The sequence below is a fragment of the Paucibacter sp. PLA-PC-4 genome, from assembly GCF_026241155.1.
GTDB lineage: Bacteria > Pseudomonadota > Gammaproteobacteria > Burkholderiales > Burkholderiaceae_C > Roseateles_E.
The window spans coordinates 134,476-159,727 of sequence record NZ_JAPFGP010000015.1 but is presented as its reverse complement, the minus strand read 5'-3'; the positions used below and the strand labels follow the sequence as shown (position 1 = coordinate 159,727).

Here is a 25,252-nt window from a genome sequence, read left to right as displayed (position 1 = left end):
CGAGCATCCAGGATAGGTCGCCGATCTGGGCAACGGAATTGATTGTTTTTCTCTGATATGGTCGATAAAAGTAACCAGCAGAGAGCCCACAATGACGCGTCTGCCCCTCAATACCCTGCCGACTTTCCGCGTCATCGCCCAGACCCAGAACCTGCGCGCGGCAGCCGAGACCCTGCATCTGACGCACAGCGCGCTGAGCCACCAGCTGCGGGCGCTGGAGACGCAGCTGGGCCACCCGCTGTTCGAGCGGCGCGGCCGCCGCCTGCTGCTCAACAGCGCCGGCGAAGCCTTGCTGGCCAGTGTCAACAAAGCCCTGGCCGAGCTGGACCGCGGCGTCAGCGCAGCGGCGGCGGCGGCCGGCCTGCAAGCTCAGAGCCTGCGGTTGAGCGTGGTGCCCTCCTTCGCCCAGCGCTGGCTGCTGCCGCGTATGCAGGGCTGGCGTCATCGCCATCCCGGCCTGACGCTGGAAATCAGCGCCTCGCCCCAGCTGATCGACCTAGCCCGCGAGGGCATTCATGCCGGCATCCGCCATGGCCGCGGCCCCTGGCCAGGCCTGGCCTCGGAAGAGCTGATCGGCACCCAGGTTCCGCTGATACTGGTCGGCTCACCGGCCGCCGCCAAGCGCCTGGGTCTGAGCCGGCGCAGCGCCACGCTGACCGCCGAGGGGCTGGGCGAGGAGGCCTTGCTGGGCCATGCCGAGGCCTGGGAGTCCTGGTTCGCTGCAGCCGGCGTGCAGCGCCGGGTCACGCCGGTGGCGGTGTTCAACGATGTAGGCCTACTGCTGCAGGCGGCCGAGCAGGATCTGGGCCTGGCCCTGGCCCGAGAGCTCCTGGCCGCCGACGCGCTGCGCGAGGGCCGGCTGCGGCAGCTCTCGCCGCTGAGCATCGTCCATGCCCAGGCCCTGCCTTATCACCTGGTCTACCCACCGGCCCTCAAGACCTGGCCCCCGCTGCTGGCGCTGCGGGACTGGCTGCAGGAGGAGCTGCATCGGGGAAGCACAGCCGGAAGCTGATGTCGCCGGCGGCCGGCTGAACCACCGTCGCATTGCCGCCGTGCAGCGTCATGATGGAACGCACGATGGCCAGGCCCAAGCCACTGGAGCGGGCCGAGTCGGCGCGCGCCGGATCGGCACGATAGAAGCGCTCGAAGAGCCGCTCAAGCAGCTCCGCCTGCAGCGGCTCGCCGCTGTTGTCGACGCTGAGCTCCCAGGCATCAGGCAACCGCCGCGCAGCCATCCGAATCTCACTGCCGGGCTTCGCATGCTGTACGGCATTGGCCAGCAGATTCGCCAGAGCTCGGCGCAGCAGCATGGCGTCGGCCTGCAGCGGCTCGCTACCAACGACGGCCGTGGCCAGGCGCAGCCCGCGTTCCTCTGCCAGGTCCTGAAAGTAATCAATCTGGCGCGCCAGCTCCTCGGCTGGGTCTAGCGCCTGGAGCTGCAGCGCCACCGCACTGTGCTCCGCACGGGCCAGGAACAGCATGCTGTCTATCATGCGACTCAGCCGCTCAAGCTCCTCGATGTTCGAGCCCAGCAGCGCCTGGTAGTCCTCGGCGCTGCGCGGGCGTGCCAGCATCACCTGGCTCTGGCCGAGCAGATTGCCGACCGGCGTGCGCAGCTCATGGGCCAGATCGGCGGCGAATTGGTTGACCTGGGCAAAGCCCTGCTCCAGCCGCAGCAGCATCGCGTTGAAGGCGGCGATCAGGCCACGCATCTCCGGCGGTGCCTCAGTCTCGGGCAAGCGGGTCGAGAGGCGCTGCGCCGTGATCTGACCGGCTTGTTGGGCCAGCCGGCGCAGTGGGGCCAGGCCTTGCCACAGCAGCCCGGCCGCCAGCGCGGCGGCAGCCAGAGCGGAAATCAGAGCGCTGGCCCAGATGCGCTGCCGATAGTCGGCGAGCAGCGCTGCGCGCTCCTGATAAAGCCGGGCCACCAGGATCTGCACCATTGGGCCGTCACCGGCGGCGGACCTCGCCCCCAGGGGCGACAGCGCGGCCACGGCTGCCGCCGGCACGCCCGCGGGCGTGTTCCAGCGCCGGATATCCGTCCGTGCCGGCGTCAGCGTCGGTGCCATCGGCTGCAGCACAGGCAGGTGCTCGTGGCCCGGGTGTATGTCCAGCAGCAGGCGGCCTTGCAAGTCATGCACACGGATATAGGCATTGCTGTCACCGCTCATCGTGTCACGCAAGTATTGCGGCTGGTCCAGCAGCAGGCGCGGCGTGGCGGTGTTGGCCAGCAACTGGCGCAGCTGGCGCAGCTTGCCAAGCAGCTGTATCTCGTCGCGCTGCACCAGTTGGCGGGCAAACGAGTCATAGAGGTAAAGCCCCAGCGCGCCGCTGCTCAAGGCGACGATCAAGGCGAACAGCAGGCCCAGGCGCCACGACAGCGGCAGCCGATTCATGAGCGCAGCTCGCAGACATAACCCATGCCGCGCACCGCATGAATTAGCCGGCCTGGCACCGGGTCACTGATGCGCAGTCGCAACCGCCGCACCGCGACATCGACGACATTGGTGTCGCTGTCGAAGTTCATGTCCCATACCAGCGAAGCGATCTGGCTGCGCGACAGCACTTCGCCCTGGCGCCGCATCAGCAGATGCAGCAGCGCGAACTCTCGCGCGCTCAGATGCACGCGCTCGCCGGCCCGGTTCACGATGCGGGCCGGCACGTTCAGCTGAAGATCGTCAACGGCCAGCAGTTCCTCCTCGCGCAACGGCCCGCGTCGCAGCAGCGTGCGGATGCGGGCCAGCAGCTCGGCGAAAGCAAAGGGCTTGATCAAATAGTCGTCGGCGCCCTGCTCCAGGCCCTGGACCCGGTCTTCCAGCGCATCGCGCGCGGTAAGAAAGATCACCGGCGTGGCGCGGGTATCGCGGCCCTCGCGCAGCTTGCGCAGCACACGCCAGCCATCCATGCCCGGCAGCATTACGTCGAGGACGATCAGGTCGTAGCCCTGCTGCTGGGCCAGGTGCACGCCGGTGATGCCATCACTGGCGACATCGACCACAAAGCCCGACTCGCCCAAGCCCTTCTTCAGATAGTCGCCCGTCTTGGGCTCGTCTTCCACCACCAAGATGCGCAAGACCTTCTCCTGAGTTGCCAGCATCCGAGCATGCCTGAACCGCGAAAGCTGTAGATGACAGCTTTGTCATCGCGCGGTCAGCGTCCGGCCAGCGTCCGATTTCTACAGTGAACGCATTCGCAATCACCCGGACCCCACCGTGAACAAGCAATCCAGGCTCGTGACGAGCACGCTGTTGTTGAGCGCCTGCGGCCTGAGCGCCGCAGCGCCGCTGACGCTGGCCGATGCGCAGCAGATGGCCGCTGTCGCCGCCAAGTCTTGCGCCGCCAGCGGCCGAGAGATCGCTGTGGCCGTGCTGGATGCCGGAGCCCAGAGCCTGCTGCTGCAACGCGGAGCCGGCGTCGGCCCGCACAACCTGGAGGCGGCGCGCCGCAAGGCCTATACCGCGCTGTCCACCAAGAGCAGCACGCTGGCCCTGGGCCGCAACGCCCGTAGCAATCCCGACACGGTCAATCTGGCCCAGTTGCCCGAGCTGCTGCTGCTCGGCGGAGGTTTGCCGCTGTGGCAGGGCACCACCCTGATCGGCGCCGTGGCCGTGGCCGGTGGAGGCGGTCCGGAAATCGACGAGACCTGCGCGCTGGCCGCCGTCAAGGCCGGCGGCTTCGGAACCACTGCCGCCGACCGGTCCTGATACATCCACTTTCTATCTCCAACCGACGAGGACTACCCATGACCCACCACCTCTTCAAACTCGGCGCCGCCCTGAGCCTGGGCCTCGCCGCCACGCTGGCCCAGGCGGCCAGCAATCCCCTGAGCGTGCATGTGCTCGACTTGCAAAGCGGCCAGCCCAGCCCCGGCGTGAGGGTCGACTTGGAGCGACAGCATGCTCAGGGCAGCTGGACAAAACTCGGCAGCGCCGTGACTGACGCCCAGGGACGCATCCGCGACTTCTTCCCGAGCCACGCCCAATGGAGTGCCGGCCAGTACCGCGTGGTCTTCCGCACCGGCGAGTTCTATGCCGAGCGCAAGCAGGCTACCTTTTTCCCCGAGGTGCCGGTGGTGTTCAAGGTCGATGACGCCAGCCAGCACTATCACATCCCCCTGCTGCTGAGCCCTTACGGCTTCTCGACCTACCGCGGCAACTGATCCCCTCGCAACAACGAAAGCAACCCATGAACAAGACTCTGATTTCCCTCTGCACCGCCAGCCTGCTGGCCACCTTCAGCCACGTCTCCCTGGCGGACCGCGACACTGGCAAGAGCCGCGACCAGGTCAAGGCCGAACTGGCCGAGGCCCGGATCCAGGGCGCGCTGCCGGTCGGCGAAGACGGTCTGACGCCGCGCCAGCGCCACCCCCAGCTCTACCCGGCGCAGACCAGGCTGGCCGCCAAGCCAGACGCAAGCAAAGCCTCGCGCTGAGCGCTCAGCCATCGTGCCGGCGCTCGTGCGCGGCCAGCAGGCTCAGCGCGCGCTCGGCAGTCGCGACCAACTCGTCCAGCGCCGGCCCATGGCCGCCGTTGCGCTGTGCCGCCTGGCCTACAGCGAGGATGGCGCGGAAGCGGTGCTGGATGCTTTCGATCTCGCTGGGCGAGGGCCATCGCACCAGGGCCGCTTCCAGCAGTTGCAGCGCGCGCTGCAGATCGGGCCGGGTCGCGCAGCCCACACCATCGGCCGGGGCTGGTGGCGCACCCGCGGCAGCCCTCGGCCCGGCCAGCGCGATGCGCAGCAGTTGGCGCGCCACCAGCAGCTCGAAGGTATTGGTGTAGTGCCAGAAACGGGTCGAAAGGCCCAAGGACTCGATCTCGTCGAGCAGATCGCGCACCTGGCGCTCCCAGTCACAGTGCTGCTCCAGCAGCATGTCTACCCCTTGGGGCTCGGTGCCACCCAGGCGGGCCAAGCCCCAGCACAGCAGCGCGTTGGACAGGGCGAAGGCGCGCCGGTCGGCGTGATCGCGACCGGCCGCATCCTGCAGCCCCAGTCCGTTCAACGGCGCCAGCTTGTCCACATAGCCGGCAGCGAAGAACTGCGCCGCCTCAGCAAGCAGCGCAATGTTCCAGCCCTGCGCCTGACCGGGCGCAGGCGCGGCGCGGCGCATCTGCACGCTGCCGCGTAGGCAGCGCCGCTCCGAGGCCGCGCTGGCGGCGCCGCCGATGCCGCCGGGCTCGGGCCACAGCAGCTGCGGGTCGTCGATGGCCTCCAGCCGCTCCAGGATGTCGCGGCCCATGATCTGGGCCCGCTCCTCGCCGAGTCGGGCCAGCGAGTTGACCATCAGCTCGATATGGCGCAGCTGCAGCCGCGAGTAGGCGGTGCGGGCGCCCAGCTGCAGCCACTTGACCGCGTCATCGTGCGCGCCCAGCTCACGGTAAGCCTCGCCAAAGGCGGCGCGCACCCGAGAGCTGTGCAGCCAGGCCTGGCGCAGCGGATCGGAACGCAGGCGCAGCTCCAGCGTCTTCAGCTGGCTCAGCAGCGCCGAGCAGCGCTTGTCGCCAGCTACTGCGACCACCTGCAGAATGCGTTCGGACAGCTCCATATGGCTCATGCAGTCCTCGGCGCCGCGCAGCCGCGAGGTGCCGTTGAAATCGCCATAGCCGCTGCCGGCCAGGCCCTCCAGCCGCCAGGCCGGGTCCCCATAGCACTGGTACGCGCCCCAGGTGTTGCTGCCGCCGCCGGGCTGGTAGATCGACGCCCGGGCGTCACGCACAGCACTGCCGAAATCGGCGCCGTCTCTCAGCAAGGCGGTGTAGAGCGTTTGGGCGAAGCGCAGGCCGTCGGCATCGTTGACCTGCCAGCCGGCCGCAACCACCGCCTTGGCGCCCATCTTGATGAATTGCAGCGCGAGACTAGAGGCCAGCAGCGGGTAGTTGCGCTGGCCCAGCACCTCGGCCTCGGTGCCGTCGCGGCCCGAATAACAGCAGTTGATGAAGACGAACTCCGGCACCGGGTCCATCTGCTCGACATCGGCGGCCGCCAGCACTTGCTGGTGGCTCAGCAGCATGCCGGTCTTGCGCAAGGCTTGGCCGGCGCCGATGTCCGACACCCATTGGTCGACCACGCCGTGGCCGGCCAAATGGACGATACGGTAGGGCCGCTCGAGCAAAGCGGTGCGCACCCGCTCGAAAGACACCGTCTCGCCCACCAGCTTGTGCACGTGCCAGGGCCGGGCATCGCAGCCCAGCCACTCGGCCACACCCTCGGCCTCCTCCTTGGCGCCGGCCAGCGGCTTGAAGTCCAAGGGCTCGCCACGCGCATCGCGCCAGCCGGCCGTGCATGGCGCGCCCACCACCAGGGCCTGCCAGCCGACCAGGCCGGGCGGCGGCAGGCTGCGGAAATCGTCGGTGACGCGCTGGCGCACCATGCCGGCCTGCACCGCCAGGGGCCGCGCCGGGTCGCCCTGCAGGCCGTCGTCGGGCGGGGTCAGCAGCTCCCAGGGGTAGGTGGCGGTCTTGTCGTCCAGCACCAGCACGGTGTTGTCGAAGTTGTTGAGTCGGCCTTTCAGGTTCTGCGGCAGCAGCAGCTGGAACAGCACCCGTCCCATTGCCGACTCTTCCTCAGGGTCGCTACGACCGACCGCGCCCTCGTCGCTGACGCGGGCGATGTAGTCGCTCAGGCTGGCCACATCGGAATAGACCCGGGTCGACTCGACCCGGGCACGCTCCGCGATCAACTCGAACTTGAGGCCGCCGCCGACATCCTGGCGCACCGCCAGGCGCTGCCAGACGCCCTCGTTATCGCCCGGCCTGAAGCCGCGCAGCCCACCATCTCGGGTCTCCAGCAGCTGGGCCACCCAGAAGGCACGCTCGCGCCACTCCTCACGGTTAAGCAGGCGCTTAAGCTCGTAGGCCGCCTCCAGCGCAGCTTGCTCCTCGATCTCGATGATCTCGATCTCGGCGATCTCGATCTGGCGGCCGAGCGCCTGCTCGTTCTGCACGATCTGAGCGGCGCGCCAGATGCCGTTGAGCACGCCGGCCAGGCTGTCGCGGATGCTGACCGCCTGCACATGGGTGCCGATCAACAAGGACGACAGCCGCAGCACCACCTTGCCTTGGGCGGGCACCCAGGGGTCGCGCGTCAGATGCTCGAAGGCATACCGCAGCACGGCCCGGGTCACCGTGTCGGCCAGGCTGCCCGGCGTCAGCTCGCCGACCCCGCCCAGGCCGACGACCAGGGCACCGGGGTAGGCGCTTGGGCAGCCCTGTTCGCTGGGCGGGCGCAGATACATCGCGGTGCGGTCAGCGCCGACGAACAGCCGAGTGTCGAGCAGGCGCTGCAACTGACCACCGAGCTTCTCGTCCACCCGCTTGCTGCCGCCAGCAAGGCGGTCGTGCTGGTAGTGGCCGACGATCAGCGGGAAGCGTGCGTAGTCGAGGCTGCCATGCACGACCCGCAGCTCCAGCCGCGGCGTCAGCGCGGCGGCTGGAAGGCGCTGCGTCATGCCAAGCACATAGGCCAGCGGGTCCTCGGGCAGGCTGGGCAGGGCCAGCGGATCGGCCGTCACAAAGGCCGGCTCGGCGCCGGCGCGGGTCTGCGGCGGCTGACGCGACAGCGTGCTGCTGCGCCCGTTTTGCAACAGATCGAAATAGGCCTTGAACGAGGCCGTGTGGTCGGCCAGATCGCCATGGCTGGCCCGCACATACCAGCAGCGCTCGGCGCTCAGGCAGGAGTCCCAGCCCACCGTACCATCGCCCTGCGGCGAAGTCAGCAGCGCCAGGCGCTGGCCCGCCCCACCCTCGCCCAACAGGGCCAGCCGGCTCGGGGTCTGGCCATGCCCGGCGACGTAGAACACGCCCTCGGTGCGCTCGCTGCCCAGGCGCTCGAACGAGAGCTGCAGCGCGCCGCGTACGGCCCGCGCCCGCTCCAGTAGGGCCGGCTCTGGCAGCGGCAGCGCGGCATCGAACTGCTGCAGCGCCTGCCAGGCGGCCGGCTGCAGCAGATCGCCGAATTGCGGGTCGGGCGCCAGCGGCAGCATCTGCAGCAGTCCCTCGAAACCCGCACCCCAGCGCGCTAGATCGGCCGCAGTGACCTCACGCGACAGGCCAGCCACCAGCTTGGACAGGCCGTGCTGGCGCAGCAGCAACTGCAGCGGCGCATATGAGCCGGCATTGGGAGTGCCCAGCATCAGCAGTCGGCCGCCGCGCCGGCACAGGCGCTGCCAACGCGCATCGTCGTTCACCAGCATGCCGCGCTCGTCGACGCGGTGGAACAGCGCCGCCCGGGCAACCAGGCCGCCCATCGAATGGGCCAGCAGATGCAGCGGCAGCTGCTGGGCCTCGGCATGCTGGAGCAGCGCGTCGAGCCTCGCCCCCAGGCGCTCGGCGCTGCGTGGTATCGACTCGCGCCAGTCATAGGCGAAGGCCTGCACATTGAAGTCTTTGGCGGCCGCCACCAGCAGACGCTCATAGGCCAGCGGCGTCAGTCCGGTGGGCTGCAGCCGGCGTTGGCCGGCGAGGTTCAGCGCCGCCAGCGCGCCGTTAACCATCGCGGCGGTAGACAGCCAGACCGCTGCGCCGCCGACCTCGCCGAGCTCGCTGCCCATGATGCCAGGCAAGACAAGCAGGATGGGCTTGCCGCGCTGGGCCGGGTCGCTCAGCGACTCCTGCCAGCGCTCAGCGCTGCGGCGTGCCAGCGGGTCGGGCTTGAGCGCCTGGAACAGGCCGCGGGTGATGGCCTCGTCTTCCTGCAGCGCCCGAAAGCCCTCGTCATGGCCATCCAGGGCCAGAAACAGCGGCTGGCGCGACAGCGCGGCGCTCTCGAAATAGCTCAGGTGCGTTACTGTCTTGTCGGCCAGGCGCAGGCTCTTGGCATCAGCGCGGGCGAAGCCGCCGAACATCGAATGGGTGTGGACGACGAAATCATGGTCGTGCAGGCCGTAAAACACATCGCCGACCAGGCTCAAGATCCCGCCCCAGCCCAAGCCTTGGGTGTCGCCGGCGATTACGCGCAGCCGCCCGGGCAGCGGGGGCAGGCCAGGGGTATTCAGCGCCAGGGTCAGTGCCGAGCCGGGGATCATCGCCTCCAGCCCCGGGATGCTGCGGGCATCGGCACGCGCCGCTACCAGCGAGCGCACAAAGCCGTTGAGCCGTTCATACATTGTCACGCCGTTGGTGCCGAAGGCCAGGCCAACGCTACGCAGCAGCAGAGACAGGAACAGATCGGTGCGGCGGTCGGCCAGCAGAGTGCCACGCGAGGGACTGGCCACCCGCACAAACACGCCAAGCTCAAGCGCCGGGGCTGGCGGGACCTGGTCCTGCAGCAGGCGTTCGATCTCGGGGCGATCCGGGTGATCGGGCGAATAGGCCTGCTCGAAGGCTTGGCGAAAAGCACCGCTCGGGTCCCGGCTCAGGCCCAGCGCCAGCAGATCGCCGACCATGCCGCCGCGCGAATGCGATACCAAGTGCAGGCGCTGGCCGGCGCGCAGCGGCGCCAGCTCACGCAGCAGCTCCACCGCATTGCGCAGCGGGCTGACGGTCAGCGTGCGATGCTCCCAAGCATAGAGATCGCAGCGCTGCGCTAGCGCCTGGAAGTCGGCCTCGCCGGCCATCTCACCCTCCCAGAGCCCAGAGAAGCTGCCCGCCGTGCTGGAGGCCGTGCCGTGCAGGAACAGTACGGCATCGCGCCCCCCGCCCGTCGGCACAGCCTCAGCCAGCTGCCAGCGGCCGGCGCGCCAATGCAACAGCGCCCCGTTGCGCTCGGGGCCGACGCCATCGAGCTGTGCAGTCTCAAAGGCGCGGCAGAGCTTGGCTGCCACCAGGCGGGCGGCACCGCTGTCGCTGCTGCCGAACCAGCGGTCCAGCCCGTCGGTGAACAGGGCGCCGAACTGGTAAACGCGGTCCAGGGTGCTGGGCTCGGTCAGGCGGGCCAGCGCATAGCTCTGCACCCGACTCGTGCCCGGCGCACCGCGAGTCAGCGCCGCAGCGCCGACAAGGTCGAAAGGCAGCATCACCCGGCCGGGCCGGGCGGCCGAGCGCGTAGCGAGCACGCCCCGATCATCCAGACCTGCCAGGAAGGCCCGCGGATCGGTATGCAGCACCGAGCCGTCGGCCCACTCGACGCTCAGCACATCGGCGGCGGCGAAGTCCTCGGCCGAGAAATCGCTGGCGCCCTGCGCCGCGCTGCGGCTCGCACGCGTGATGCTGGCCAGCTCACGCACATGCTCGCGGCTCCAGTAATCAAAGGGCGTCTGGTTGTCGCTGCAAGCTGGCGTATCGCTCATGGCGCGGCTCCTCACAAAGCAAGCCCACCATACTGAGGCAAAGCCCCGGCGCTGACCAGGGCTGCGCGTCCCCTGAACTCAGGAAGCGTTGCGCAGGCCCTTCATCGACTCAGATCAGGCCAGGCTCTTGCGCAGCAACTCGGCCACCAGGCCGTTGATGCCTTCGGGGTGGGCAGCGGCGCGCTCGCTCAAGGTCTTGGTCAGCTCGGAGGGCAGCTTACAGGCAAAAGGCACCAGGCCGGCCGCAGCATCGAGGCGGCGGCGCTCCTTGCGGTCGGGCAGCTGGGCTGCGCCCTGGCCGAATCGTCCGGGCACGGCGGCGCCGCGCATCTGCCCGTCCAGCTTCATCGCCGCGTGGCGTTCGAGGTCGGTCTTTTTCATGCTCATGGTCGGGCCCGCTTACTGCTATGGAAAGGAAACAGCCGCCATTGTCCGTCATGCCCCGATGCGGCGGCCTGTCGCACAATCGCCCCACCCTCTGCTCTGCCCGGAACCCACCATGGATGTGCCCACGCTAGACAAGAACCCCAGCTCCAAGATCCACCTGATCGGCGGCGAGAAAGGCGGCGTCGGCAAGTCGCTGGTGGCGCGGGTGCTGGCCCAGCACTTCATAGACCAGCAACTGCCCTTCATTGGCTTCGACACCGACCGCTCGCATGGCGCGCTGTTGCGCTTTTATGGCGACTACGCGTCGCCGGTGCTGGTCGACCGCTACGAGATGCTGGACCATATCGTCGAGCGCGCCGTCGAGCAGCCGGGCACGCGGGTGCTGGTAGACCTGGCGGCGCAGACGCATGAGCCGCTCGTCACCTGGATGGATGACTCGGGCGTGCTGGACATGGCCGATATGTCGGGCTTCTCTCTGAACTACTGGCATGTGATGGACGCCGGCCGCGACTCGGTGGACCTGCTGGCGCGGCTGCTGGACCGCTTCGGCCAGCGCCTGCGCTATGTGCTGGTGCGCAACCAGCTGCGCGGCCATGACTTCTCGCAGCTGGAAAAGTCGGGGCAGCTGGAGCGAGCGCGAGGCCTGGGTGCCACGGTGATCGACATCAAGCATCTGCAGGATGCCGTGGTGCAGAAGATCGACGCACGCAACGCCAGCTTTTGGGCCGCCAAGAACGGCGGCGCCGACGGCCCCGGCCTGGGCTTGATGGAGCGCCAGCGCCTAAAGCTGTGGCTGCACCACACTTATGCGGAGCTGGCCAAGGCGCAGCCCTAAGTCTGCCCTAGGTCTTCAGCCTGCGGCCGGCGTCGCTGGACAGCGCATCGGCACAGTGATGCGGCCGCATTAGGCCGAGACTGGCATCTTCCACTGCCTGTGCCCTGATCACCGGCGGGCCAGACTGCACGCCGCCGAAGATGGTGGCGAAGGCCACATCGGCCGCATCCCGCCCGGTGCCAAAGCGCAGCAGCCCCATCGGGATGGCCGTGCCCGATGGATCAAAAATGTACCAGCGGTCGCCCAGATAGGCCTCGACATAGGCATGGAAGTCCGGCGGCCCGAGCGCCGGATCGGCCCCGTAGTCGGTGCCGGTGGTGAAGCGGGCCGGGATGTTGACCGCACGGCACAGCGCGATCATCAGATGGGCGAAGTCGCGGCAGATGCCGACCCGCTCGATCAAGGTGTCCACCGCCGAGGTGTTGGAGTTGGACGTGTTGGACGCGAAGGTCACATGGCGCTGCACCCAGTCACGGATCGCCAGCACGCGGTTATAGCCCTGCCAGAGTCCGCCGAACTCGTCGTTGGCCAGTTTAAGCAGCCGGTCCGACTGGCAATAGCGGCTCGGATAGACATAGCCCATCACCTCGGGCGGCAGGCTGCGCACCGGCACCTCGGCTATCTGCGCGGGTGCGCTGCGATGGTGCACGATATCGACGGTGGCCGCGTAAGAGAGGCTCAGCGGCCCCGGCTCGGCGCGCAGGCGCAGATAGCGGTTGCCGGTCAGTAGGTCGGTGTGGATCTGCGACTCGATGGCCTGGCTCAGCCGCAAATTCTCGGCGCTGATGCGCTGGTGGGCCGTGTGGGCGGCATGGATGTTGAAGACGAAATCGGCGCCCTGCGGGCCTATCGTGTAGTTCAGGTCGATTTGCAACTCGATACGGATCATGGCGACGCCACTCCTGGATACCCGGCATTGCTGGCCAGCCCGGCGGCTGGAACGGGAAATGCTTGCTCGACGGCTGCAGCCTAGCGCGTTTTGCCTCGATGCCTCGAAAGGAGCTCCCATGCTGGATCGCACGGACACCTTGTTCTCGCACGTCAAACCCGCCGACACCGGCTACGTAAGCGGCGGCCTGCGCGATTTCTTCCTGTACCGCGACCTCGGCATCGCCGAGGCAACCCACGGCCAAGTGATCGCCCATCTGGTCAAGGCCAATATGGCCCCTGAGAAAGGGACGGGCTGGCACCGCCACGAGGCGGACTTCCAGATCGTCATCATGCTCAAGGGCTGGGCCCGCTTCATGTACGAGGATCGGGAAACACTGGTCGAGGCCGGCGACTGCGTGCACCAACGCCCTGGTATTCGCCACTATCTCTTCGACTACTCGCCGGACATGGAATACCTGGAGATCGTCTCGCCGGCGGACTTCAAGTCCATCGATGTGGACCCGGTCTGCCCGATTCCGGACCCGACGCCCTGGAAGTGAGCATGCAGCCCCAGCGGGGTGCGCTGCGCGTCAAAACTCAGCATCCAGTTCATCGATCTCGTCGGGCTCGACTCGCGCCGCCTTGACCCACTCCTGCATCGCCGGCAGAGACATGATCAATTGGCAGTAGGCGGCGCAGGCAGGGTCTAGCTTGACGTCGTAACTGAGAAAGCGCGTCACGACCGGCGCAAACATCGCATCGGCGATGCAGGGCTTGGCGCCGAACAGATAGGGGCCGCCGTAGCGCTGCAGGCATTCGTTCCAGATCATCACGACGCGGTCGATATCGCTCTGCGCGCGCGACCAGAGCTTGAAGTTAGGGAAATAGGCCTTGATATTCATCGGCAGCGAGGCCCGCAGCGCGCTGAAGCCCGAATGCATCTCGCCGCAGATCGCGCGGCAGTGGGCGCGCGCCGCGATGTCAGCCGGCAGCAGGCCGGCCTTGGGCTTGATCTCGTTGAGGTACTCGCCGATGGCCAACGTGTCCCAGACCTTGACGCCCTCATGTTCCAAGGTCGGCACCCGCATCGAGGCCGACAGCAGCAGCATCTCGGCCTTCATGTCTGGATCGTCGGGCGGGATCACGCGCTCGGTGAATTCCAGCTTGGCCAGCCGGGCCATCAGCCAGCCCCGCAGGGCCCAAGCACCGTAGTTCTTGCTGCTGATCGTCAACACCGCTTTGCTCATCGCCACCCCCTGCCGCTGTGCGATGAGCGACGCAAGCCCTGTGCCAAGACGCAAGGCCTTGGCCCGCTCCTTGCTCAAGCTCAAGCAGACTCCGAGAGGCGAGCAATATGCTGTATCAGGCTTATCAACTGCAGTCTGACCTGGCGTCGCCGCTGCGCCTGATGGCGCAGCAGCTGGCGGCATCGATGTGGTTCCAGAAGACAGAGAAATCGGCGCTGCGCAGCATCGCCGCCGCCAGCGACGTGATCTCGCGGATGCGGCTGACCCACACACGTCCGCCTTACGCGATCGCCGATGTCGACGAGCTGCCCATCCTGAAGCTGCCCTTCGGCACTCTCCTGCACTTCCGCAAGACCGGCCCGGCGCCCGAGACCCGGCCGCGCGTGCTGCTGGTGGCGCCGCTGTCGGGCCACTTCGCGACGCTGTTGCGCGAGACCGCCCGCACCCTGCTGCAGGACCACGATGTCTTCATCACCGACTGGCACAACGCCCGCGATGTAGCGCTGCGTCACGGCGCCTTCAGCCTGGACGACTACATCGACTACATGATGCAGTTCATCGCCGCCATCGGCCCCGACACTCACGTGATCGCGGTCTGCCAGCCTTGCGTGGCCGCGCTGGCCGCCACCGCGCTGATGGCCGAAGACATGCATCCCGCCCAGCCGCGCAGCCTGACCCTGATGGCCGGGCCGGTGGACTGCCGCGTCAACCCTACCGAAGTCAACCGCTTGGCCATCAGCAAACCGATCGAGTGGTTCGCGCAGAACCTGGTCAGCCATGTGCCCTTGCCACACGCCGGCTTCGGACGCCGCGTCTACCCCGGTTTTCTGCAGCTGACCGCCTTCATGAGCATGAACCCGGAACGCCACAAGGCCTCATTCCGCCAGATGTACGAGCATCTGATGGAAGGCCGGCGCGAGGAGGCCAAGGTGATACAGGACTTCTACGAGGAGTACCTTGCCGTCAACGACCTGCCCGCCGAGTTCTATCTGGAGACCGTTGAGAAGGTGTTCCAGACCTATGACCTGGCCAAGGGCGAGCTGATGTACAGGGGCCGCCCGGTGCGGCCGGCCGCGATCCGGCGCACAGCGCTGATGACGGTCGAGGGCGAGCGCGACGACATCTGCGCCGTCGGCCAGACTGTCGCTGCGCAAGACCTTTGCTCCAATGTTCGCCCCTATTTGAAGACCCACCACATTCAGACTGGCGTCGGCCACTACGGCGTGTTCAGCGGCCGCAAATGGAACCAGCAGATCTACCCGAGGGTGCGCGAGCATATCCACGCGAGTGCGGGTTAATTGCGAGCGCTGCGCACGAACGCCACGGCGCTTGCATGCACGACTGGAATGACCCCATCATCTCAAGCTTCCCATGAGGATCGTGATGATGCCCACCACCGCCGTAGCTCAGCCCAAGCCACGCACCTTGCTCATCGCGCTCTCCTTCATCGGGCTGTTGCTGCTGTGCGTGGTCAACGCCTGGGTGTTCCAGCGGATCTTTGCGCGCAGCTATCTCGACTGGTACACCGGCGCCGGTCCGATCATCGCGATTGCGACCGCCGCCTTCGGGGCGGCTTGGGGCGGGCTTGACAAAAACCCCGCTCTGGTCTCGGCCAATCCGTTGAGCTACCTCGGCGCCTGCCTGCAGGTGGCCGGCCTGCCGCTGGTGGCCAGTGGCGCGCATCTGCGCACTGCGAACCGGCGCAGCCCGATCGGGATTGAAGTCCTGCCCCTACTCATCCTGGCACTCGCGCTCAGCTTGGCCATCATCGGCTGGCTGGTACTGATCGTACCGGCGCAGTACTTTCTCTTCCTCGTCGCCGGCGCCTTCTCGCGGGCGGCGCTGAGCTCCTCGGCCCAGGTGCGCGCGCGGCTGCGCTCGGGGCAGGTAGACATCAACGAGGACAAGGACGCCGACGCGGCCAGGCCGGGCGTCGACTGGTGGGATGCCAGTATGCGGGGCAAGCCGGTCACGCTGGCAAGCGCCTACGGCGCGGCGATCCTGTTTCTGCTGGGTCTAGTCTTGCCTGTCTGAGCTCAGACCAGCGGCCGCTGCGGCGGCCGGCCGTCGCCGTACAGATCGGCGATGCGCGCCAACGCCTTCACATCGCGCAAATAGAGCCGGCCGCCCTTGATCTGGTGCAGGCCGCGGCGCTCGAGCAGGCGCAGCGTGCGGTTGGTGTGGACCAGGGACAGGCCCAAGCCGTCGGCCACATGCTGTTGGGTCAGCGGGAATGGCACGCCATCGGCGCCGCCATCTCTTTGCAGTGCGGCGGCGCGCTTGAACAGCAGGATCAACAGGCTGGCGATGCGTTCCTCGGCACTGCGCCGGCCGACAGACAGCAAGGTGTCGTCCACCATCGACTCCTCGTGCGCGGTCAGCCAGGTGATGTTGAAGCCCATCGACGGACTGCGCCGGTGCAGCTCCCACAGCGCGTCACGCTGGAATACGCAGAACACGGCCTCGGTCAGGGTCACGACGCCATGGGCGGCAGCATCGCTCATCTTCTGCTGCACGCCGATGAAGTCACCGGGGAGCAAAAAGTTCAGGATCTGGCGGCGGCCGTCGCTGAGCGTCTTGAAACGATAGGCCCAGCCGCTGAGCAAGGTGTACAGCGGCGCGTCGGTCTGGCCCTCGTCGATCAAGGTCTCGTCGGGACCCAGGCGTTGCTCGCGCCGCTTCAGCGACTGCACGAGCTCCAGCTCCTCTTCGTTATGGCTTAGAAACAGCGGCAGCGGCCGCAAGGGACATTGGCTGCAGGGCAGGACGTCGCTCATTCTTGTTGATCCCTCTCTTGGGGGTACACACCAGCCGGGCCGGTGCAACACATCTTTTGACACAGGGCCAGCTTGCACGAAACCCTACATTGCGTTGCGCTGGCCGGATTCTGCTGTATTGGCAGGCCACATCCCAGCATTCATCATTCGCCACCCTGAGGGCCGCCCCATGATCCGACTTGTTCCCGCTCCCGCACCGGCCCAGACCGGCTCCCAGCAGAGCGACACACGGCCGCCACAAGCGCTAGATGTCTCGATCGAGGACTGGGATGTGCTGTTCCGGGCGGTACAGACCCGCCTGACCCAGCTGGCAGACACCCCCCCAGGCGGCCCATTCGAGGACGCGATACTGGACTGCATCCAGGCCCTGGACCAGCTGCGGATATCGATGGTGGAGGAGTTTTCCAAGGCCCGGACCGGCAGCTCGGCCCGCACCGGTAAGGCCGGCTGAGGTTGGCTGTCATGGCCCGGTCATTCCCTGCGGCGAGCATGTCCCCAGCCTGGCCGATCCGCAGCGACGATGACGACAACGCTTGACCTGATCTACCTCAATGCCGGCGGCGGCCACCGCGCCGCTGCCCAGGCCCTGGAGGCCGTCATCCGACAGCAGGGTCGCGCCTGGCGGGTGCGCTGCGTCAATCTGGTTGACATGCTGGACCCGCAACAGCGCTTTCGGCGCCTCACCAGCATCGCCCCCGAAGACCTCTACAACCTGCGGCTGGCCCGAGGATGGACCCTGGGCTTGGCACAGGAGCTGTGGCTGCTGCAGGCGCTGATACGGCTGGGTCACGCAGCCATCGTCAAGCGCCTGTGCCGGCACTGGCAGGACGCACCGCCCGACCTGGTCGTCTCGCTGATGCCAAATTTCAACCGCGCGTTGGCTGAAGGCTTGGCCGAGGTGATGCCGGGCGCCCCCTTTGTCACGGTGCTAACCGATATGGCCGATCTGCCGCCGCACTTCTGGATCGAGCCCGACGGTCGGGGCCATCTGGTTTGCGGCACGGCCAAGGCAGTAGCCCAGGCCCGGGCCGCCGGCTACCCGGACGCGCAAATCCACCGCAGCTCGGGCATGCTGATACGGCCCGACTTCTATCGCCCGCTGGCGCTGAACCGTCGCGCCGAGCGCTGCCGGCTCGGGCTCGACCCGGACCGGCCCACCGGCGTGGTGCTGTTCGGCGGCCACGGCTCGATGGCCATGGCCGCCATCGAGCGCCAGCTCCAGGATGTGCAGCTGATTCTGCTGTGCGGCCACAACAGGGCCCTGGCAGAGCAGCTGCGCGGCCAGACCTGCGCGGCCCCGCGCGCGGTGCTGGAATTCACTCCCGAGGTGCAGCGCTATCTGCAGCTTGCCGATTTCTTCATCGGCAAGCCCGGCCCGGGCTGCCTCAGTGAGGCAGCCCAGCAAGGCCTGCCCATCGTCACCTTTAGCAATGCCTGGACTCTGCCGCAGGAGCGCTACAACGCCGAGTGGGTGCAGGAGCAGGGCCTGGGCGTGGTCAGCCGCTCGGCGCGCCACATCCGGCCGGCGGTGCTCGAGCTGCTGGGGCGGCTCGACGAGTTCAAGGCCAATCTGCGCCTGATCGACAACCGCGCCGTGTTCGAGCTGCCCGAAATCCTGGCCGACGTTCTACAAGGCCGCGCCCACGCCTGGCAAACCGCACCGGCACCGCTGCTGGCGGTTTGACGCGCGCGCGGCCGGCTCACAGCACCGCGTAGCGGCCCGGCTTGTGGTTGACCGCGATAAAGAGGTTCATCACGACAGCCGCTAGCACCGAATAGGCGACGCGCGAGGGCTCGACCACGGTCAGCGCCAGCAACACGATGAGGCAGTCGATGCCCATCTGCACCTTGCCGGCCCGCCAGCCCTTGGCCTGTTGCAGGTAAAGCGAGACGATGGTGGCCCCGCCTAGGCTGGCCCGGTGCCGCGCTAGAAACAGGCAGCCCGAGCCCAGCAGCAGCCCGCCCAGCACCGCCGCATATGCCGGGTGCAGGCGCTCGATCGCAAACAGCTGGGGCGACCACTCGGTCAGCGCCGACAGCAGGCTGATCGCGACAAAGGTCTTCAGGGTGAACTCCCGCCCCATGCGCACCCATGCGAACCAGTAAAACGGAATGTTGATCACGAAGAATAGCTTGCCCAGGCCGATACCGGTGGCGTAGTGCAGCACAAAAGCTGCACCGGCCGTACCTCCTGTCAGCAGCCCCACCTGGGCGAACAGAATCAGCGCCAACGAGACGAAGAGAACGCCGGTGAAAATGGCCTGCGCGTCCTCGAACAGCGTATGGCTGCGGATGCTGGGGTCGATGGGGGCGGGCACTGCGGATGAGTCCATGCGCGAGTTTTGCATGAAGCGTGCCAAGCCAGGGCACCGCCGGTCTACGCCTTTATCGCTCGTGGGCCGGACCCAGCAACTGCTCCAGATCGATCAGTGCCGCCATCGCCCGGTGGCAGGCATCGCCGGGGTGCAGACGGTCGCCGAAATCGAAGCGGGCCAGCAAGCGACTGGGTCGGGCCGCGCAGGCATGGCAACGAAATCGACCGCCGCTTCGAAAGCCCCGCTCTCGCGTATCCATCGGTTGACCTCGTCGCGAACATGATCCTTGGCGGGGCTGTAATGGCCCTTCAGCGGCAAGCCCTGCAGCGCCCCTCGATGGGCGGGATCGTGGCGCCGACGATGCGCACCTGATGGACCGGGGTCAGCGCGATCAGCTGAGGAATGCCCTGGATCGGCGCCGACGCATCGACCGCCTCCTCGTGCGGGGCGAACGGGCTGCCGGGCCAGCCGATGTCGTTGGTGTCCATCAGTACCGGCAACGAACGCTGGCGGGGATGCAGCAGATCGCCCACCTGCTCTGCGTGGCGCGCAGTCACCAGCCGCTGCGGGTGCGTGCGCTGGTCGAGTTTCGGGCTGCCCGGCTGGCGCTGCTGCCGGGTGCCGTTGCGGACTGAATGCCCCTCAGGCAGTGTGGCCACGGCGCAGCCGCCGGTGCACACCGCGCGCATGCGGCACCCAACCGTGGGTGGCCCAGCGCCGCCACATCAGCAGGCCGCGTATCCACTCGTCGGCCGCATAGGCAATCCAGATGCCCACCAGGCCCATACCCATCACCTGGCCCAAGAGCCAGCTGCCACCGGCCAGCACGACCAGCATCGAGCCGGCACCCACTATCACCGGATAGCGGGCATCGCCGGCAGCGCGCAGCGCATTGATGACGACCAGATTGAAGGTGCGGCCCGGCTCCAGGATCACGGTGAGCCACATCAGCGAGGTACCGGCGGCGATGATGGCCGGGTCGGCAGTGAACAAGCGCAGCAGCCAGGGCGAGGCCAGCGCCGCCGCGGTGGCCACCGCGACGCTGACCACTAGGCCGCGCGCCAGCGCCCGGCGCACCAGCTGGTGCGCCGCGTGCAGCTGGCCGGCGCCAATCATGTGGCCGACCACGATCTCGGCGGCGAACCCGGTGGCCAGGCCGAACAGCAATACGAAGTACATCAACTGCGATGCATAGGAATGGGTGGCCAGCGCCGTAGCGCCCAGCTGGCCGGCCACTGCGACGCTGACCATGAATGCCAGCCGATAGGCGATGTTCTCGGCCGCGCCGGGCAGACCGATATGCAGCACCGCCGCCAGCTCGCGGCGCGGTAGGCGCCACCAGTCGTCCCAGGCCGGATGAATGTCCAGCCGGGCACGCCACAGCCAAAGATGCAGGCCCAGCGCCAGCGCGCGGCTCAGCACCAGGGCCAGCGCAAAGCCTGGCAGGCCCAGCCAGCCCATCAACGGGATCGCCAACGCCAATTGCGCCAATTGCATGGTCACCAGCACGGCCAGTGTGTCGCGGGTGCGCAAATGGGCCCGCATCACGCTGGCCATCGCGGCGTTCCAGGCATCGAGCAGCAGGGCCGGCGCGAGTGCCATCAGGAAAGGCAAGGCAAGCGGCAAGACCTCGGCCGGCGCATTCATCAAGCGCAGCAGCGGACCGGCGCCGACCATTGCAGCCCCGCCAGCGATGCCGCCGATCCAACTGCTGGCGCCAAGCGCCGCACGCGAAAGAGCCTGGGCCTGGTCACGCCTCCCACCCCCCAGGCTCTGCGTGACCACCACGCTGACGCCGGCGCCGATGATGCGAAACAGAATGAAGAGCGTGGCCGAGACATGGTTGGCCAACGCGAAGGCGGCGCCGGCGGCGTCCGACACGCGTGCGGCGAGCAAGGTACCGACCATGCCCACCGCAATGCCCAGCAGCAACTCGATGAACAGAGGCCAGGCGAGCGAGAACAGGCGGGGGCGAGCGAGCGGGGCGGCGGGAGTGGACATCGGCGGCGGGAGCGGGCAGCCCGGCATGCTAGCCGCTGCTGCCGGTTACCGGCGGGTTTCAGCGCCCCAGCGATACGCCAACCCTACAGCGCCGGTGAAGCCGCGTTCCCGCTCGGTCAGTGGGCTGGCGGCCGCGTCGGCCAGCAGTTGCGACACGCCCAGGCTGGCAAAGGCCACCCAGTGCGGTCCCAGCGCAGTGGTCAGACCCAGGCCCGCATGCAAATCAGTCGCGCTGGCGCCAGGGCGGTACCGCGCCAGCCCGCTGGAATCTGCGGCCTGAGCGCTGATGCCGTAATAGCTGCGCAGGTGGCGGCGGTCACCGATATTGATGCCGGCTCCCGCGCTCCATTCGCTGCGCTCGCCCAGTCGGGCCCGGTAGCCCAGGCCCAATCCCAGCGTCGCGCCGCCACCGCGCCCCATCAGGTCTTGTGAAAGACCGGCCGACAGCGACCACTGCCGGTTCAGTGCATAGCCCGCATAAAGCCGACCGCGCAGTGTTCGCCGGACATCGGGCAGACCAGCCAGTCGCGGCGAATCGCCACTGCTGCGGCCCCCATCGACCCGCAGCGCCAGCCCCAGCTTGATGCGCTCACCGCTGATCAGCTCCGCGCTGGCGCCGGAGCCGCCGGCTTCGCCGCCAAAGCCAAGCAGGCCGCCGGCCCGCGAGGTGCTGACGCGAAAGCGCCCATGCTGATAGGCCCACACAGGCCGCAGCCTGGCCTCGCTGTGCCTGGCCCCCGAATACTCGGGCGCATTGAACAGCGAGGCGCCGAGCAGAAAGCGAGGCTGCGCGGCCGACGTCGCCGTCTCGGCAAGCCCGGCCCCGTGCATCAGCAGCAGGGCCAGCAGGACCGGGGCACCATGCATAGTGGGCAGCCTATTTAGCGCTTGCCTTCCACTGCTGCGCCGCCTTCAGCATCGCGTCGACATGGCCGTCGGGGCTCAGACTTGCGAACACCGCGCCGATACGGCCTTCAGGCGTGATCAGATAGGAGATGCGGTCGGCAGTGCCGGGCAGCAGGCGCAGCGCGGCGTCATAGTCTTTCATCACTGTGCCACCCGCGTCAGCCGCCACCGCGAACTTGTTGCGGCAGGCCTCGACCGAGAACTTCTTCAGCGTCTGGATGTCGTCCTTGGAGATGCCAATCACGGTGGCACCCAGCGCCTTGAAGCGATCACTGGCCTCGGCGAACTGATGCGCTTCTATCGTGCAGCCGCTGGTGAAGGCCTTGGGGTAGAAGTACAGCACCACCGGGCCTTTCTTCAACTCGGCCGCCAGACTGAAGCGGAAGGGCTGGCCACCGATGGCGGCCTCGGCCGAAAAGTCGGGCGCAGGCGCGCCAGGCTTGAGCGCCGCCTGGGCGGCGGGCAGGCTCGCCAGCAAGGCGGCGCAGAGGAGCAAGCGGCGGATCATCATGGAGGGCCTTCGCAGCGATGACATCAAGGCCCTGATGATCGCCGAAATCGGCGCCGGCGCTAGAGTCGTGGCCATGAACACGCCCCTCCTGCTGACGCCGCAGCCGCTGACCGCCGCCGCCTTCGCCCCGTTCGGCGAGGTGATCGCCACCGACGCGGCCACCCGGCACTTCCCGATCAACGGCGGCACCACAGAGCGCTATCACGACCTGGCGAAGCTGCAGCCCGGCCCGCAGGGCCGGCTGATCCTCAGCATCTTTCGCGGCCAGCCGCGCGCCCTGCCCGCCACACTGACCCTGATGGAGCGCCACCCGCTGGGCTCGCAGGCCTTCGTGCCGCTGTCAGGCCGGCCCTATCTGATCGTTGTGGCAAGACCTGGCACCGCGCCACAGGCCGAGGACCTGCACTGCTTCGTGGCCCGGGCCGATCAAGGCATCAACTACGCGCCGGGCGTCTGGCACCACCCCTTGCTGGCGCTGCAGGCGCCGAGTGATTTCCTGGTGATTGACAGGGTAGGGCCGGGGGGCAACTGCGATGAATGCGCCTTGACAGCGACGGTGTCGATCCCGTCTCTCTGACCGGACTATTGCGCTAGCATGCGCGGCACAAAAAGTGGGGTCTGGGCATGGGCCCAAGATCAATCCATCAGGGAGAGTCATGAAAACCAAACACAAGAAGTCCGTGCGGCGGCGTACTGCGCCGCCCCGTCGAGGTCTTTTCATCGCGGCGGCAGCAACAGCCATACTATTGGCCGGTTGCAGCGTCGGGTCGGACATCGCAGAAGATATTGGCGAAGGTATTGGCGAGGCCATTGGCTGCATCTTCTTGAACTGCAAAGACTCGGCCGACCTGCGGCTGGAGGACATCAGTGCGCGCCACCGTATCAGTCAGAGCGGCAACACTGTCACGATCCAGGCGCAACTGAGCCAGAGCGCCAATGCTGCAACCGTTGTACGCCCCAGCGGCGGCGATCGCCTCAGCGCAAGCTTTGGCGGCCAGTTGATCGAGCTGCGCGACTCGAGCGACGGTAGGCGCGAGCGCTATGGCGCCAGCTTCATCCATGCCGGCGAGCAGCCCAGCGTCAGCGTTGTGTTCCATCGCGGCGCCGACAGCCATGTCAGCAGTGCCGCGCCTCCCCGGCCTTTCGTGGTGCTGGCGCCCGTAGGCCCGGTCACCCAGACCCGCAATGGCACAGGCGTCACCGTCGTCCTGGGCCTGCCAGCAAGCGTACAGCCACGCAATCTGCTCACCGGTCGCTGCGAGCGCGTTGATGGTAGCCGATTCGAGGCCGAGACCCAGTTGCCGGCCCATTTGCTCTCGGCCGCAGCAGATCGACAGACCTACCAGGTCGATCCTGCGGTGCTAGACATCAAACTCAACGAACGTAGCATCGCAGCGAACAACGGCGTCGTCACGACACCTTTGGTCAGGCGCTGCGAGCTGACTGTCACCTGGGCCCACGAAGTCCGGGGCCAGACGTCCACGACGATGAACCATCATGGCAGGATCACCGGTGCCTACGAGGTCATGCACCGGCTGAACTACGAGGCCCAAGTCTAGAAGCAAGGGGCCGTCAGCAGCCCCTCCTCGACCCAGCGCCAGAGCAGCCCGCCGGCCTCGCTCGCGGTGTCCTTCTCGGGAAAGCGTTCGCTCAAGTCCTCACACAGCATGGCGAAGCTTCGACCCTGGGCCAGGGCATCCAGCGCGGCGGCCTCCAGCGCAGCAAGACTGCGGAAGTGCGGGCTGGTGCCGCGCCGCCAGATCAACACATCCAGTGTCTGCGCCAACGGCTCTGCCGAGGGCGGCGCTTCATCCTGATCCAGGGCCTGCCAGATGGTCAGCGTGTTGTGGCTCAGGCGCAGTCGCCGGTAGCTCGGCGGCAGGCCGAAGCCGACCGTGGCCCAGGCCTCGGCCGGCAGCGCTGCCAGGTCGGCAGGGGTCAGGGTTTGAGCGTCGGCGGCATCGAAGGCCTCGCGCAGGGCCCAGTCCAGTGCCGCCAGCTCGGCGATGTCGAGATCCTGCGGATGGCGCTCGGCCAGCCAGGCCGGGAAGGCGGCGCCGAACCAGCGCAGGCTGGGTTGACTTGAGGGATGGGCGATCAGGTAGTCGCACGCCTCGCGCTCGAACGCCTCATCGCCCAAATAGGCGGCCGTATGGCCGTAGCTGTCCAGCAGGGTTTCGACCAGGCGGCCACGGTAGGCCCGATGGTAGATCGCCAGCCGCCGCTCGACGCCGATGCCGCCGGTCTTGACCGCAGCAGCGAACTGCTGCGGCTGGTCCAGCAGCAGGGCCTGGAACTCGACTTGCAGGACTTCGAGCGCCGTCATACCGCGAGCTCCACTTCATCAGCTTCCGATGCAATGGCACGCGCGATGTCTAACTCGGCCAGCAGCTCCGCCAGCGGCGGGATGCGGTCGTCGCGCTCCACCATCGTCGCCACCGGCCCGAAGCGGCGCAGCGCCGCCCGGTACAAGGCCCAGACAGGTGAGGCGATGGGGTGGTCATGGGTGTCGACCAGGTGGTCGCCGTAGTCGCTATGGCCGGCCAGATGGAACTGCTGCACGCGATCGCGTGGCAGTGCGTCCAGGTAGTCGAGCGCATCGAAGCCGTGATTGACCGCACTGACATGGATGTTGTTCAGATCGACCAGCAAGAGGCAGTCGGCGCGCTGGCACAGCTCGGCCAGGAACTGCGCCTCACTCATTGCCGAGTCCTGGTACTCGATATAGCTGGAGACGTTCTCCAGCACCAGGCGCCGGCCCAGTGCGTCCTGCACCCGAGCTACATTGCGCGCAACCACGGTCAGGGCCTCCTCGGTATAGGGCAGTGGCAGCAGATCATGCATCTGGCGGCCGCGCACCCCGGTCCAGCACAGATGGTCGGAGACCCACAGCGGCTGCACCCGCTGCGTCAGCGCCCGCAACTGGCGCAGGTAGGCGGCGTCGGGGCCGGCCACCGCGCCGATGGACAGCGACACGCCATGCATGGCCATCGGATACCGCGTGCGGATTGCCTCCAGCATCTGCATCGGCTTGCCGCCGGGCACCATATAGTTCTCCGAGATGATCTCCAACCAGTCGACCGGCTGGGGCTCGGAGAGAAAGGCGCCGTAGTGGGCGCTGCGCAGGCCCAGGCCGAAACCTGGGCTGGGCCGCGTGATGGCGGACATCGGCGGCCTTTCG

Annotated in this window: 27 protein-coding genes; 12 read left to right on the top strand and 15 right to left on the bottom strand. The window is 67.7% G+C overall.

Annotation, left to right across the window (positions count from 1 at the left end; genetic code table 11):
- Positions 1–91 precede the first annotated feature (91 nt).
- Positions 92–1,012 (top strand): LysR substrate-binding domain-containing protein, encoded by a 921-nt coding sequence (locus OOZ63_RS21660; protein WP_266007687.1) that lies wholly within the window; start codon positions 92–94, stop codon positions 1,010–1,012.
- On the opposite strand, the gene OOZ63_RS21655 is transcribed toward OOZ63_RS21660, so the two are convergent.
- On the bottom strand, positions 933–2,396 hold the full coding sequence (locus OOZ63_RS21655; RefSeq protein WP_266007686.1) for a heavy metal sensor histidine kinase: 1,464 nt from the start codon (positions 2,394–2,396) through the stop codon (positions 933–935). The two genes, OOZ63_RS21660 and OOZ63_RS21655, sit on opposite strands and share 80 nt — an antisense overlap.
- Complete coding sequence (locus tag OOZ63_RS21650; RefSeq protein WP_266007718.1) at positions 2,393–3,073, bottom strand: heavy metal response regulator transcription factor; 681 nt, start codon at positions 3,071–3,073, stop codon at positions 2,393–2,395. Before OOZ63_RS21650 ends, OOZ63_RS21655 begins: the two co-directional genes overlap by 4 nt.
- A gap of 139 nt (positions 3,074–3,212) precedes the next feature.
- On the opposite strand from OOZ63_RS21650, the gene OOZ63_RS21645 reads away from it, so the two are divergent.
- From OOZ63_RS21645 to OOZ63_RS21635, 3 genes are read left to right on the top strand one after another with little or no spacing between them, the layout of a single operon-like run.
- A complete protein-coding gene (locus OOZ63_RS21645; protein WP_266007685.1) occupies positions 3,213–3,704 on the top strand; it encodes a heme-binding protein in 492 nt (163 codons plus the stop codon).
- A gap of 38 nt (positions 3,705–3,742) precedes the next feature.
- Complete coding sequence (gene uraH / locus OOZ63_RS21640; protein ID WP_266007684.1) at positions 3,743–4,159, top strand: hydroxyisourate hydrolase; 417 nt, start codon at positions 3,743–3,745, stop codon at positions 4,157–4,159.
- Positions 4,160–4,185: 26 nt separating this feature from the next.
- Positions 4,186–4,431 (top strand): DUF4148 domain-containing protein, encoded by a 246-nt coding sequence (locus OOZ63_RS21635; protein WP_266007683.1) that lies wholly within the window; start codon positions 4,186–4,188, stop codon positions 4,429–4,431.
- 4 nt (positions 4,432–4,435) lie between these two features.
- Here OOZ63_RS21635 and OOZ63_RS21630 read toward each other — a convergent pair whose 3' ends face one another.
- Both OOZ63_RS21630 and OOZ63_RS21625 read right to left on the bottom strand, forming a co-directional pair.
- Positions 4,436–10,222, bottom strand: coding sequence for a CHAT domain-containing protein (locus tag OOZ63_RS21630; RefSeq protein WP_266007681.1), 5,787 nt, complete (start codon positions 10,220–10,222; stop codon positions 4,436–4,438).
- A gap of 114 nt (positions 10,223–10,336) precedes the next feature.
- Complete coding sequence (locus OOZ63_RS21625) at positions 10,337–10,609, bottom strand: hypothetical protein (protein WP_137943821.1); 273 nt, start codon at positions 10,607–10,609, stop codon at positions 10,337–10,339.
- A gap of 112 nt (positions 10,610–10,721) precedes the next feature.
- Between OOZ63_RS21625 and OOZ63_RS21620 the strand changes: the two genes are divergently transcribed.
- Positions 10,722–11,444, top strand: a complete 723-nt coding sequence (locus tag OOZ63_RS21620) for a mobilization protein (RefSeq protein ID WP_266007680.1) — start codon at positions 10,722–10,724, stop codon at positions 11,442–11,444.
- A 7-nt stretch (positions 11,445–11,451) separates the two neighbouring features.
- Here OOZ63_RS21620 and OOZ63_RS21615 read toward each other — a convergent pair whose 3' ends face one another.
- Complete coding sequence (locus OOZ63_RS21615; RefSeq protein ID WP_266007679.1) at positions 11,452–12,333, bottom strand: transglutaminase-like domain-containing protein; 882 nt, start codon at positions 12,331–12,333, stop codon at positions 11,452–11,454.
- 118 nt (positions 12,334–12,451) lie between these two features.
- Between OOZ63_RS21615 and OOZ63_RS21610 the strand changes: the two genes are divergently transcribed.
- The gene (locus OOZ63_RS21610; protein WP_266007678.1) at positions 12,452–12,874 is read left to right on the top strand and encodes a cupin domain-containing protein; all 423 of its coding nucleotides are present in this window, start codon (positions 12,452–12,454) and stop codon (positions 12,872–12,874) included.
- Positions 12,875–12,904: 30 nt separating this feature from the next.
- Here the strand turns inward: OOZ63_RS21610 and OOZ63_RS21605 are convergent, their stop codons facing one another.
- A complete protein-coding gene (locus OOZ63_RS21605) occupies positions 12,905–13,561 on the bottom strand; it encodes a glutathione S-transferase (protein ID WP_266007717.1) in 657 nt (218 codons plus the stop codon).
- 107 nt (positions 13,562–13,668) lie between these two features.
- On the opposite strand from OOZ63_RS21605, the gene OOZ63_RS21600 reads away from it, so the two are divergent.
- Positions 13,669–14,859: a polyhydroxyalkanoate depolymerase gene (locus OOZ63_RS21600; protein ID WP_266007677.1), complete on the top strand. Its 1,191-nt coding sequence runs from the start codon at positions 13,669–13,671 to the stop codon at positions 14,857–14,859.
- 127 nt (positions 14,860–14,986) lie between these two features.
- Positions 14,987–15,595, top strand: a complete 609-nt coding sequence (locus OOZ63_RS21595) for a hypothetical protein (protein ID WP_266007676.1) — start codon at positions 14,987–14,989, stop codon at positions 15,593–15,595.
- Positions 15,596–15,597: 2 nt separating this feature from the next.
- Here the strand turns inward: OOZ63_RS21595 and OOZ63_RS21590 are convergent, their stop codons facing one another.
- Positions 15,598–16,338, bottom strand: a complete 741-nt coding sequence (locus OOZ63_RS21590; RefSeq protein WP_266007675.1) for a Crp/Fnr family transcriptional regulator — start codon at positions 16,336–16,338, stop codon at positions 15,598–15,600.
- A gap of 169 nt (positions 16,339–16,507) precedes the next feature.
- Here OOZ63_RS21590 and OOZ63_RS21585 point away from each other — a divergent pair, with 169 nt between their 5' ends.
- Together OOZ63_RS21585 and OOZ63_RS21580 are read left to right on the top strand one after the other, a co-directional pair.
- On the top strand, positions 16,508–16,789 hold the full coding sequence (locus tag OOZ63_RS21585) for a hypothetical protein (protein WP_266007674.1): 282 nt from the start codon (positions 16,508–16,510) through the stop codon (positions 16,787–16,789).
- Between the two features lie 69 nt (positions 16,790–16,858).
- A complete protein-coding gene (locus OOZ63_RS21580; RefSeq protein WP_266007673.1) occupies positions 16,859–18,022 on the top strand; it encodes a glycosyltransferase in 1,164 nt (387 codons plus the stop codon).
- Between the two features lie 16 nt (positions 18,023–18,038).
- On the opposite strand, the gene OOZ63_RS21575 is transcribed toward OOZ63_RS21580, so the two are convergent.
- Genes OOZ63_RS21575 through OOZ63_RS21550 form a run of 6 tightly spaced genes read right to left on the bottom strand, consistent with a single transcriptional unit; the run spans position 18,039 to position 22,068 of the window.
- Positions 18,039–18,671, bottom strand: a complete 633-nt coding sequence (locus OOZ63_RS21575; protein ID WP_266007672.1) for a YitT family protein — start codon at positions 18,669–18,671, stop codon at positions 18,039–18,041.
- A 52-nt stretch (positions 18,672–18,723) separates the two neighbouring features.
- Positions 18,724–18,912: a hypothetical protein gene (locus OOZ63_RS21570; RefSeq protein WP_266007671.1), complete on the bottom strand. Its 189-nt coding sequence runs from the start codon at positions 18,910–18,912 to the stop codon at positions 18,724–18,726.
- A gap of 49 nt (positions 18,913–18,961) precedes the next feature.
- Entirely contained in the window at positions 18,962–19,312 is a 351-nt protein-coding gene (locus OOZ63_RS21565; RefSeq protein WP_266007670.1) for a hypothetical protein, read from the bottom strand.
- The gene (locus OOZ63_RS21560; protein ID WP_266007669.1) at positions 19,296–20,654 is read right to left on the bottom strand and encodes an MATE family efflux transporter; all 1,359 of its coding nucleotides are present in this window, start codon (positions 20,652–20,654) and stop codon (positions 19,296–19,298) included. The genes OOZ63_RS21565 and OOZ63_RS21560 overlap by 17 nt, the downstream gene beginning before the upstream one ends.
- Before the next feature lie 45 nt (positions 20,655–20,699).
- Positions 20,700–21,521: a MipA/OmpV family protein gene (locus tag OOZ63_RS21555; protein WP_266007668.1), complete on the bottom strand. Its 822-nt coding sequence runs from the start codon at positions 21,519–21,521 to the stop codon at positions 20,700–20,702.
- Between the two features lie 10 nt (positions 21,522–21,531).
- The gene (locus tag OOZ63_RS21550; RefSeq protein ID WP_266007716.1) at positions 21,532–22,068 is read right to left on the bottom strand and encodes a peroxiredoxin; all 537 of its coding nucleotides are present in this window, start codon (positions 22,066–22,068) and stop codon (positions 21,532–21,534) included.
- 76 nt (positions 22,069–22,144) lie between these two features.
- Between OOZ63_RS21550 and OOZ63_RS21545 the strand changes: the two genes are divergently transcribed.
- Positions 22,145–22,648 carry an ureidoglycolate lyase gene (locus tag OOZ63_RS21545; RefSeq protein WP_266007667.1) on the top strand — a complete coding sequence of 168 codons (504 nt, stop codon included), beginning with the start codon at positions 22,145–22,147 and terminating at the stop codon, positions 22,646–22,648.
- Between the two features lie 247 nt (positions 22,649–22,895).
- Entirely contained in the window at positions 22,896–23,630 is a 735-nt protein-coding gene (locus OOZ63_RS21540; RefSeq protein ID WP_266007666.1) for a hypothetical protein, read from the top strand.
- Here the strand turns inward: OOZ63_RS21540 and OOZ63_RS21535 are convergent.
- Both OOZ63_RS21535 and OOZ63_RS21530 read right to left on the bottom strand, forming a co-directional pair.
- Entirely contained in the window at positions 23,627–24,397 is a 771-nt protein-coding gene (locus OOZ63_RS21535; protein ID WP_266007665.1) for a DNA-binding domain-containing protein, read from the bottom strand. The two genes, OOZ63_RS21540 and OOZ63_RS21535, sit on opposite strands and share 4 nt — an antisense overlap.
- Positions 24,394–25,239 carry a DUF692 domain-containing protein gene (locus OOZ63_RS21530; RefSeq protein ID WP_266007664.1) on the bottom strand — a complete coding sequence of 282 codons (846 nt, stop codon included), beginning with the start codon at positions 25,237–25,239 and terminating at the stop codon, positions 24,394–24,396. The genes OOZ63_RS21535 and OOZ63_RS21530 overlap by 4 nt, the downstream gene beginning before the upstream one ends.
- Positions 25,240–25,252 lie beyond the last annotated feature (13 nt).